Origin of the sequence: Kitasatospora sp. NPDC057738 (assembly GCF_042798815.1) — a bacterium.
Taxonomy (GTDB): Bacteria; Actinomycetota; Actinomycetes; order Streptomycetales; family Streptomycetaceae; genus Kitasatospora; species Kitasatospora lactacystinica.
Window position 1 is genome coordinate 89593 of sequence record NZ_JBHVJT010000026.1, and the last position, 10499, is coordinate 100091.

Annotated in this window: 9 protein-coding genes; 6 read left to right on the forward strand and 3 right to left on the reverse strand. The window is 75.5% G+C overall.

What is annotated here, in order from left to right; all coding sequences use genetic code 11:
• Nucleotides 1–52 precede the first annotated feature (52 nt).
• Nucleotides 53–1438 carry an SWIM zinc finger family protein gene (locus tag ACFVGO_RS16875; protein WP_359913284.1) on the forward strand — a complete coding sequence of 462 codons (1386 nt, stop codon included), beginning with the start codon at nt 53–55 and terminating at the stop codon, nt 1436–1438.
• Nucleotides 1435–4155, forward strand: coding sequence for a DUF6493 family protein (locus ACFVGO_RS16880; protein ID WP_380632417.1), 2721 nt, complete (start codon nt 1435–1437; stop codon nt 4153–4155). Before ACFVGO_RS16875 ends, ACFVGO_RS16880 begins: the two co-directional genes overlap by 4 nt.
• A gap of 88 nt (nt 4156–4243) precedes the next feature.
• On the opposite strand, the gene ACFVGO_RS16885 is transcribed toward ACFVGO_RS16880, so the two are convergent.
• The 3 genes from ACFVGO_RS16885 to ACFVGO_RS16895 all read right to left on the reverse strand — a co-directional run bounded on the left by ACFVGO_RS16885 (nt 4244) and on the right by ACFVGO_RS16895 (nt 6839).
• Nucleotides 4244–5446, reverse strand: coding sequence for an MBL fold metallo-hydrolase (locus ACFVGO_RS16885; RefSeq protein ID WP_359913311.1), 1203 nt, complete (start codon nt 5444–5446; stop codon nt 4244–4246).
• A 365-nt stretch (nt 5447–5811) separates the two neighbouring features.
• Entirely contained in the window at nt 5812–6264 is a 453-nt protein-coding gene (locus tag ACFVGO_RS16890) for a MaoC family dehydratase (RefSeq protein ID WP_359913279.1), read from the reverse strand.
• A gap of 74 nt (nt 6265–6338) precedes the next feature.
• A complete protein-coding gene (locus ACFVGO_RS16895) occupies nt 6339–6839 on the reverse strand; it encodes a pyridoxamine 5'-phosphate oxidase family protein (RefSeq protein WP_359913276.1) in 501 nt (166 codons plus the stop codon).
• 117 nt (nt 6840–6956) lie between these two features.
• On the opposite strand from ACFVGO_RS16895, the gene ACFVGO_RS16900 reads away from it, so the two are divergent.
• The 4 genes from ACFVGO_RS16900 to ACFVGO_RS16915 all read left to right on the forward strand — a co-directional run.
• Nucleotides 6957–7847: a hypothetical protein gene (locus ACFVGO_RS16900; protein ID WP_359913273.1), complete on the forward strand. Its 891-nt coding sequence runs from the start codon at nt 6957–6959 to the stop codon at nt 7845–7847.
• A gap of 137 nt (nt 7848–7984) precedes the next feature.
• Nucleotides 7985–8608 (forward strand): hypothetical protein, encoded by a 624-nt coding sequence (locus tag ACFVGO_RS16905; RefSeq protein WP_380632421.1) that lies wholly within the window; start codon nt 7985–7987, stop codon nt 8606–8608.
• Nucleotides 8602–9549, forward strand: a complete 948-nt coding sequence (locus tag ACFVGO_RS16910; protein WP_359913269.1) for a hypothetical protein — start codon at nt 8602–8604, stop codon at nt 9547–9549. The genes ACFVGO_RS16905 and ACFVGO_RS16910 overlap by 7 nt, the downstream gene beginning before the upstream one ends.
• Nucleotides 9550–9692: 143 nt before the next feature.
• Nucleotides 9693–10499, forward strand: an 807-nt coding sequence (locus ACFVGO_RS16915) for an SAF domain-containing protein (protein WP_380632424.1), incomplete at its 3' end; no start/stop codon positions are given.

The window sequence follows — 10499 nt, forward strand, 5'->3', positions numbered from 1 at the left end:
CTTCAGCCGGTGGCCCACGGATCTGTCAGTGCCCTCACCTAGCGTGCTCGGCATGACGCAATCCGCACACGCGTACGCCTATCTGCGTCCTTCGGCCGTCCTGGACGGCGCCGACGGACGCAGCCTCGACCTGGCCACCTCCGGCGGCGCCACCCCGCTCGGATCCGCCGCCAACCCGCGCTTCTTCGCGGGCTTCCTGGCCGACCCGGCGCCGGCCGCCGCCGCGCTGCTCGCGGTCGCGGACGTCGCCGCCGCGCGCTACTACCAGCCGCAGCTGCGCGCCTCGCTCGACCCGGTGGTCACCGCCAACGGGGACCGGCTGCGCTTCGAGTCCTTCTCGGGCTGCTGCGGCGTCTACGCCCGGCTCGACGTGCTCCGGGCCGGGCTCGACGGGGACGAGATCGGCCACGGCACCACCAACGTGGACGTCAACAACCCGCTGCGGGAGGCGCTGACCAGGATCGGCCCCGCCGACCCGCTGCACCTCGCGGTCGGGCCGGACGCGCTGGAGGTCACCAGCTTCGACGGGCCGCTGGTCGAGAAGAAGGTCCCGCTGCCGGAGCGCTGGCTGCGCGGCTTCGCCGAGACCCAGGTCGTCGCCGCCGGCTTCGAGCCGCGCGCCGAACTGCCCGCCGCCGAGGCGGTCCGGTTCCTGCGCTCGCTGCCGCGCGCCGGGCGCGGCGGGCGGGCCGGCGCCGGCTGGGTCGTCCCGGCCGGGACGACGCTGCGGCCGACCACCCGGCCGGTGCCCGGCGCGGTCTGCCTGCCCGGGCCCGAGCGGCTGGTGGCGCTCCAGCGGGTGCTGCGGCACGCGCTCGCCCTGCGGGTGTACGGGCCGGTCGCGGCCGGAGAGCCGACCGCCTCCGCCTGGGAGGCGGTGCTGCCCGGCATGCGGCTGACCCTGACGCTCTCGCCCGACCCCTCCCGGGGCTTCTCCGGCGAGGGCGGGGTGCTCGACTCGCTCGCCACCGGGACGGCCGAGCGGGACGCCGAACTGATCGCGGTGCTGCTCGCCTGGGAGCCCCGGATCGAGGTCGGGGACCTCGCCGCCCAGTCCGGGCTGAGCACCGAGCGGGTCCGCGCCGCGCTCACCCGGCTGGGCACCGCCGGGCAGATCGGCTACGACACCGCCGAGGCCGCCTACTTCCACCGGCAGCTGCCGTACGCCGCCGGGCGGGCCGAGGCGGCCAACCCCCGGCTGCGGGCCGCCCGGGCCCTGGTCGAGGCGGGCGCGGTCCGGCTGGAGGAGGGCGGGGCGACGGCCGTCGTCACGGTGGACGACCACATCCAGCGGGTGCGGACGGACGCGTCGGGACGGCTGAGCTGCACCTGCCTGTGGTGGGGCAAGTACCGGGGCGGACGCGGGCCGTGCAAGCACGCACTGGCGGTCGGGATGGTGCGGGAGTCGGCCGCGGGGGCGAAGGGGGCCGGAGCGTGAGCACGACGACGGGTACCGACCGGCAGGGGCCGGTCGACGAACTGCTGACGGCCGTCCGGTCCGGACGGCTCGCGCGGATACCGGAGCTGCTGGCCGCCCTGGACCCGGCCCAGCGGCGGACCGGCCTGGCCGCCCTCAAGGAGCTGCGCAAGGAGTTGCGGCAGGACTGGTCGCGGGAGGCGGCCGAGACCAGGGGACGACTGCTGGTGGCCGGGGTCGGCTGCCACGCCGGCCCGGCCGGCGCCGCCGTCTGGCTGGCCGGCAGCGACTTCGCCGACCGCCCGTGGGCCCGCAACTCCGTGCTGCACCAGGTCATCGAGGCGCAGCCGGCGGAGTGGCAGGTCGAGGTGGTCACCCGGCTCGCCGCCCGGCCGGCGCGCAACCAGGGCTGGTCGATGTACCCGGTGATGGAGGCCGTGGTCCGGCGCACCGGCTGCGAGGTGCCGCGCGGCGAGACCTTCGTCCGGGGCTGGATGGACCGCGTGAACGACTTCGGCAGCGGCGGCGCGCGCCCGACGCTGGCCGAGAAGCTGCGCCAGGACGCCCTCACCCCGGCGCTGCTGCCCGAGCTGCTCGAACTCGCCGACATCAGCTGGCCGCTGACGTTCCGGCACAGCCCGCGCCCCGGCGACGTCTGGACCGAGGCGATCGGCGAACTGGCCGCGGCCGGCGCGGTCGACCGGACCGAACTGCTCGACCGCTGCCTGGCCCGGCTGCTGCGCGGCGGCAAACCGGGCGACCAGCGGGCCTTCCTGGAGGTGCTGCGGGCGCTCGACCCGACGCCTGCCGAGTACGCGGCCCGGGTGCGCGACCTGGTGGCGCTGCTGGACGGCCAGTCGGTACTCGCCGGGCACGCCCAGGAGGTGCTCGCCGGGCTGGACGAGGCCGGCCTGATCGAGCCCGAGGTGCTCCCCGAGGCCTCGGCGGTGGTGCTCTTCCGGACCGAGAAGAAGCTGGTCCGCGCCCAGCTGGCCTGGCTGGACAAGGCGGCCCGGCGCGCGCCCGACCGCTCCGGCCCGGTGGTGCTGGCCGCGGCCGAGGCCTTCGGGCACCCCGACGCGGCCCTCCAGGAACGGGCGCTGAACGTGGTGGCCCGGCACCTGAAGGCGGCGGGGGAGGCGGTGGTGGCGGAGCTGCGGACCGCCGCCGAGGCCCTGAACCCGGCCCACCACCGGCGCGCGGGCGACCTGCTCGGCGCGCCGGTCGGGGGTGACGAGGACGACCCGGACGCCGGGTGGAACGCCTTCCTCCCGCCCGCGCCCGAACCGCGCCCGCTCGGCGCGCCGATCGGCTCGGCGGTGGAACTCGCGGAGGAGCTGTCCGCCCTGCTTGCCGCGCGCGAGCCCGGCGTGGCGGACTTCGAACGGGTGCTGGACGGGCTGGTCCGGCTCACCCACCTGGACCGGAAGGCGCTGGCCGAGGCGGTGGAGCCGGTCCGCCGGGCGCACCCGTGGAACGGCACCAACAGTGGGGGCGACTGCATGCCCCGGGAGATCCTCTACGTGGTGGCCGCGGTGGCCGGAGAGACGCCGCCGTGGAAGGTCTGGGACTACCTCGGCCGCAAGGGCCGCTCCGTGCTGCGCGGAGCGCACACCACCGTGCACGGGGCCGTCCTCGCCGCCCGCTTGGAGGAGGCCGCCTGGCAGGTCGACCAGGCCCGGCTGCCGTACCTGCTCGCGACGCCGACCGACGCCACCGGCGCGATGGACGCGGCCGTGCTGGTCGAGCGGATCGCCGGGTACGAGGCGGCGGGCGTCACGCCGGGAAAGGCCGACCTGTCCCAGGCCCTGCTGCGGGTCGACGTGCGGGTGGAGGAGGCGGTGCTGAAGGCCGCCGGGGCGCTCACCTCCCCGGCCGGGCGGTGGCTGGCGCACTGGCTGCGCACCGGCGGCCTGCCCGGGCAGCCGTCCGAGCGGGTCCTGTTCGCGCCCGGCAAGGGGGTGCGGCGCACCAACGCGTACGGGGACCGCTGGTGGGAGGACGTCGAGCGGATCGCCGTCGCCCAGCCGGGCATCGGCGCCGGACCGAAGGGGCCGGGCGGCGAGCGGCTCACGGCCGAGCCGCGGGCCCTGCTGGACGGCACCGAGCCCAGCGTCGCCCGGGCCCGCAAGGTGCACGGCTGGACCTGGCGGCCCGTCGCGCACTGGTTCGCGATGCTCCCCTGGCACCGGGAGGAGCTGGCCGCGCGCTGGCTCGACCCCTTCGCCGAGGGCGCCGACCGGGACGAGCGCGGCGCCGCCCGCTACCTCCCGCTGCTCGCCGAGGCCGGCGGCCCGGCCGGGCTCGCGCTGCACCTCGCGCTGGCGTACGGCCTGGGCGCCCGGCACGCCGAGGACCGGACGGCGGCGGTGGACGCCCTGCTGGTGCTCGCCGCGCGCGGCGACCTGGACGGCGCGCTGCTCGGCCGTGAGCTGGGTGCCCTGGTGGCCTGCGGCACGGTGATGGCCGGCCGGCTCGGGGCGGCGCTCACCACGGCGGCGGAGACCGGCGCCCGGGCGCCGGTCTGGTCGGTGCTCGCGGCGGCCCTGCCGGGCCTGCTGGGGGAGGCCGACCCGTCGACGCGCGGGCTGGGCGACCTGATCGCGCTGGCCACCGACTGCGCCCGGCGCACCGGGGCCCGCGGGCCGGTCGCCGAGGTGACGGCGGCGGCCGAGCGCGGGGGATCGGGCCGGGTGGTCAAGGAGGCCCGGGCGCTGCGGGACGTGCTCGCGGGCTGAGGGGGTGGATGCCGGCCGGCGGCGGGCCGGTGTCGGTTGACGGCGGGCTGGTGTCGGCTGATGGCGGGCAGATGTCGGCTGACAACTTTCAGCGAACAGATTTTGAAATCTGTTCGCTGAAAGTCGTCGTCTGTTCGCGCGCCTCGGCCGCCCCCGCGGCCGCCTCCTCCTGCGGCCGTTCGCCGGCCAGGGGCGGGATGCCGCGCGGGGCGGCGACGGCGCGCCACCACAGGCGCAGGGCGGGCGGGGCGGCGGGCTCGAAGGGCTTGCCGGGACGGGGCACCGCGAGCCGGGCGCCGAGCGCCTGGGCCGCGGTGACCACCCGCTCGGCCGGCTCGTCCCAGGGGTGCAGCGCGAGGTTGAAGGTGCACCAGTGGATCGGCAGCAGCAGTTCGCCGCCCACGTCCAGGTGCGCCCGCACGCCCTCCTCGGGGGTCATGTGCACCTCGGGCCAGAACTCGCTGTACGCGCCGACCTGCATCATCGTCGCGTCGAACGGGCCGAACCGGCGGCCGATCTCGGCGAAGCCGGGGAAGTAGCCGGTGTCCCCGCTGTGGAAGATCCGCCGCCCGCCACCGGCGACCACCCAGGACGCCCACAGGAACAGCGTGCTGGTGCGCGGTCCCCGGCTGCAGTAGTGCCGGGCCGGCGTGGCGGTCAGCGTCAGCCCGGCGACCTCGGCCGACTCCCACCAGTCCAGTTCGACGATCCGCGCGGCCGGTACGCCCCAGTGCTCCAGGTGCGCCCCGACCCCGAGCGGGACGGCGAACACCGCGCCCGTGCCGATCAGCGCCCGGACGGTGCCCATGTCGAGGTGGTCGTAGTGGTCGTGGGAGACCACCACCACGTCCACCGGCCCGAGTTCGGACAGCGGCAGCGGAACCGGGTGCAGCCGCTTGGGGCCGGTCCAGGAGAAGGGGGAGCAGCGCTCGCCCCAGACCGGGTCGAGCAGGACCCGTCGTCCGCCGATCTCGGCCAGGACCGTGGCGTGCCCCAGCCAGGTCAGCCGCAGCCCGGACTCCGGCGGCGCGGCGAGGTCGCCCGGGAGCAGCCGGTGCACCGGCACGGCGGCGGTCGGCGCGCGGCGGGTCTTGTCCCCGGCCAGCTGGGCGCGGGTGATCTCCAGCGGGCTGCGCTCGTACACCAGGCGGCGGGTGGGCACCGGGTTGCGGAAGGCGCCGTCGGCGAACTGCGGGGAGCGGCGGATGCGGGCCAGCCGCTCGCCCCGGGGCTCGGCGCCGAAGGCGTCGGTCCGGATCCGGTGCCAGGCGGCCCGGGGCAGTCCGGCCAGCCCGGGTACGGCGCGCTCGGCGGCGGGGTCGGCGGAGGGCGGGGCGAACAGCGCGGACAGACCGGCGAGGCGGGAGAACCACGGGGCGGGGCGGGGCACGGCTCCTCCAGGGACGGTCACGGCTACCGGGCGGGCCGGGGCGCGCAGCGCAGTGGCGGGTGGGCTGCTGCGATACGACAACCATCTCGTCGGAGATTACTCGCCATGGGCCGTCCGGACCTGGTGGAGAGCCCGGCGCGGTCCAATCGGCGTACCCGGCAGGGCGGCGTGGGCCGGTGCCCGGGCGCCGCCCCGCTCCCTCCCCCGGGGGGACTTCCCCGGCCCCGGCCCCGACCCGGCGGCCCCGGCACGGGCCCCGGCCCGGGTCAGGCGTAGAAGCGGGTGATCGTCTCCGCGACGCAGTGCGGCTTGGCGCTCCGCTCGCTGGTCACGGTGAACCGCACCACCGCCTGGATCCCGCCCGGCACCTCGGTGGCCGAGAGCAGCTCGGCGGTGGCCCGGATCGCCGTGCCCACCGGCACCGGCGCCGGGAACCGCACCTTGTCGGAGCCGTAGTTCAGTGCCATCCGCACGCCCTCGACGGCGTAGCACTCCTTCGCCAGCACCGGGATCATCGACTGGGTCAGGTAGCCGTGCGCGATGGTCGAGCCGAACTGGCTCTCCTTGGCCCGCTCCGGGTCCACGTGGATCCACTGGTGGTCACCGGTCGCCTCGGCGAACAGGTCGATCCGCCGCTGCTCGATGGTGTGCCACTGACTGGTGCCCAGCTCGGTGCCGACGGCGGCGGTCAGCTCGGCGAGGGAGGCGAAGGTCGTCACGGTGCGCTCCTGGTGGGGACGGGCCCGGGGAGGGGTCAGGACGCCGGAAGCGTATGCCTACCCACCGGTATCTGTCAGGAGCCGAACGGAAAACCGGTGTTCACGGGCCCGGCGCCCACCGGCCCGGTGCTCGGCTGCCGGCGCGTCCGGCGGCCCGGGACGCCCGGCCCGGTCGGGAACAGCCGGCGGCCGCTGACCAGCTCCGGGACCAGCGCGACGAACAGCGGCTCCGGATCGCCCACCCACGGCCGCAGACCGGACCGCAGCACCCGTCTGACCTGCTCGGGGTCGCTCACCACGTCGGCCCGCCCGTGCACCAGCACGCTCCACCCGGTGCGGGTGACCGGGTCCAGCAGATCCGCCTGGAAGGCCACCACCGTGCCGTCAAGCCCGCGCGCGGTGGCACTTCCCCGGCGTACGGCGAGCACCAGCCGCCCGTCCAGGACCTCGAAGGAGACCGGCAGGACGGCCGGCAGCGCGTGCTCGGTGTACACCACGCGCCCGACGGGCACGGTGCTGAGCAGCCGCAGGCACTCGGCCTCGCTCAGGGTCTCCACACGGTCCTCACGCTCCATGCGTCCGATCGTCCTCGGTCGGTGCGCGCACGGATAGGGCCCATGGTCCCTGAGCGGACGGGCCGGGAGCCCCGTCGGCGACCGTTCGGGGCGGTAGCCTGCCCGGCGGGTGGAGAAATGGTGCAGGAGGGGGACGGCCGGATGGCGGGCGGGGTCGATCTGGTGGTGATCGGGGCGGACGGCGGGCCCGACCGGGCCTTCGGGGGTGCGGCGCTCGCGGCGGACGGCGCCCGGCTGCTCGCCGACGTGCTGCCCGGGATGTGCTTCGACACCGGCGCGGCCGGCTGCCGGGTCACCACGGTGCCGCCGGACGCGGACGCCAACGCGATGCTCACCGCCGTCCGGGACGCCGCCCAGCACCCCGGCCGCTGGCTGCTGGTCTGCCTGGTCGGCCAACTGGTGGTCGATCCGCGCGGACGCCGGCTGGCCCTGGTCACCGCCGGCAGCACCGCCGACAACGCCTACCGCCGGGGCCTGGCCTGGGACTGGGTGGTCAGCGCGATGGTGCACGGGGACCAGGAGGAGGCGCTGCTGCTGGTCGACGCGGTGGTCGACCGCGACGCCTGGGCGGCGCTGGAGCGCGGCGAGGACGGTGCGGGCGAACTGCTGAGCTACTCAAGGGTTCCGCTGTGGGGCCGGATCGGCCGCCACTCCCCGGGCAGCCGCTACGCCCCGGGCAGACGCGGCCGGGACGCCGTCCTGCCGGGCGGGGAGGGCTCGTTCAGCCGGGCCCTGACCGCCGTCCTGCGCCAGGGCGTCCCGGGTGCCCCCGCGGCCGTCGCCCCGCTCGATCTCCAGCCGGCCGTGGCCGCGCTGACGGACGGTGGGGAAGTGTCCGGTAGTTCGGGTGCGCCTGGCGCGCGCCTGCTCGTTCCGCCGCACGCCGGGCGGCTCCTGATGCGCAATCGGGCCGCGGTTCGGGGCGCATTGGCCGGATTGTCGCTTTCCGAGGAACTGTTGGCCGTTCTGTGGCGGGAAAGCGCCCCGACGGAACCTCCTTCCGCGTAAGGTCAGGGGGCCTGAGGTGTTGCCGTGATGGGGTGGGTTGGCGAAGAATCGATCCCCAGCGGAAACACCGGTGGGACGGCGGAATTCTCCTGGCGGCCGTGGATCACGGATCAGGTCGGTCGCAACGAGGTGGGGCCATGCGGCAGCGCGGAAATGTGTTGCGCCCTGGGGCGGTTGGAGTCGGTGGGGCGGTTCTGGTGTTGCTGCTCGGTGCTTGTGCGAGCGGTGGTGCGGACGGTTCCGTCGATCGCATCGGGTCGGCCGCGCCCACTGTCGCGGGAGTGGACCCGCTAACTCCTTCGGGTGGTTCGGTAAACGGCTCGATCGCGCCGACCAGCGGTCCGGAAGGGGCCATGGGACGGCTGGCCCTGAAGACCTATCAGGACTGGTGGCAGGCCCAGGCCCAGGTCTTCGGACGTTCGGATTCGGACGGTTACGCACTTGAGCAGTACTCTTCCGGGCGCGCCCTGTCCGACAGCCTGGTCGGCCTCCGGCAACTGCGCGACGCCAAAGTGGTGATGACCGGGACGCCGCGCAATTCCGCGGTGGTCAAGGTCATTGATCTGAAAGCCGATCCGCAGACCGCCGTGATCGAGGACTGCGTCGACCTGTCCGGCTGGCACCGCGTCGACGCCGTCACCGGGGCCGCCAAGGATCCCGGAGCACGTCTGAACCGGTACGTCGGAACCGCTTCCCTGCGCTGGTTCCAGGCACATTGGTTGATCTACGACTTCAAACGGGAGGTGGACCGGACATGCTGAACGCGCGGAAACCGGCCCGGCGAATCGCGATCGCCGCGTCGATGTCGGCCGGGTTGCTGCTGACCTCGGCCGTCAACGCGACCGCGGACGAACCGCCGAGCGGCGGCGCCGAGCAGTGCTACCCGAACGTCATCTGCATAGACGTCAATTCCGGCGGATCGACCACGTCGCCCGGCGGACCGAAGCCCGGCGGTGGCGGCGGTTCGGACACCGGCCCGCAGCTGTGCAGCTACCACGAGGTCGCGTGGGCCTGCCACGACCCCCAGCTGGGCTGGTTCAACAGCGACAAGGGGTGCTACTTCCGCGCCCTGGACAACCCGCCGCCCGCGGGCGACCCGGCGTGGGACGGCCACGACCCGAAGGACGGCTCCCTCTACACCAAGGTCTGTCCGCAGACCGACGGCGGCCAGGGCGGCGCCGAGATCGTCTTCGAGGCCACCGCGCCGGGCGGGCAGAACGTCAACGCGGAGGCCATGGCCATCCAGCGGGCCTACGACCAGGTCCGCTTCCGGCCGCCGGTGGGCCGGGCCGCTCCGCAGACCACGGCGGTGGTCAACGCCCCGGTCTGGCTCTGGGCGGACGACGCCGCGCTGCCCGCACCGGGCAGCGCGTCGGTCGGGGGCATCTCGGTCACCGTCACGCCCCGGCTGCTGAAGGCGGACTGGAGCTTCGGCGCGCACCTCCAGACCTCCTGCACCACGACCGGAACGCCGTACGACCCCAAGTACGGCGACGCGAAGTCCCCGGACTGCGGCTACGAGTTCAGGACCAGCTCGGCCGGTGAGAAGAACAGCGTTTTCAGCGCCACGGTGACGATGCACTGGGAGGCCGCCGTGGTGGTCACCGGAGGGCCGAACCCGCGGAAGTTCACGATCCCGGGCATCAACCAGAGCAGCAAGCCCTTCGAGCTCAGGGTCGCCGAGATGCAGGTGCTCAACTGAGCGCGGTCCGGTGACCGAGCTCCGGTGATCACCCGCAGGTGACCGCCCGCAAGTGACCGCACACAAGTGACCGTGCCGGTACGGCGATTCGCACAACGACCAGCCGGACGAGCCAGAGACGAACGAGGGAAGGGCGGAACCCGGTGGAGAACCGTACGTTCGCGACGCCGGGATCCGGCACCTCCGCGGGCGCGGCGGCGTCCGTGGCGCTCCCGGAGCAGCCGGAGCAGACAGGTCCGGGCAAGGGCCGGGGCCGGGCGGCGCCGCACGCGCCCGGGCGGACCATGGGGGCGCGCCGGCGGCGCCCGGCGGTGCTGGCGATGGCGGTCGCGCTGATCGCGGCCGGCGGGCTGGGCGGGGCCGTGCTCTACAACAGCACCGGCCAGCGGGTCGCGGTGCTGGCGCTGGCCCGGGACGTGCCGTGGGGGCAGGTGATCACCGAGGACGACCTGGTGGTCGCCCGGATCGCGGGGGACCCGGCGCTGCGCCCGGTGTCGGCCCAGGACCGCGCGAAGGCGGTCGGCATGCGGGCCGCGACCGACCTCAAGCGCGGTGCGATGCTCACCGGCTCCGACCTCGCGCAGGGCCTGTCGGTGCAGCCCGGGCAGATCGTGGTCGGGGTGTCGGCCAAGCGCACCCAGCTGCCCGCCAGCCGGCTCCAGCCCGGTGTGCAACTGGTCGTCGTCTTCACCCCCGACAACGGCCGGGCCGACTCGCTGCCGGCCACGGTGATCACCGTCGGCCGGGTGGACACCGACGGCAGCCAGGTGATCGACGTGGCGGTCGGTACCGCGGACGGGCCCCGGCTGGCGCAGTGGGTGGCGAGCGGGCGGATCCAGGTGCTGCTCGCGCCGCGCGGTGCGGCGGGTGCCCCCGGCGGCGGCGCCGCGCCGGTCCCGGCGCCGAGCGGTGCGCCCTCGGCCACCGCCACCGCACCCGGGGGCGCGGCG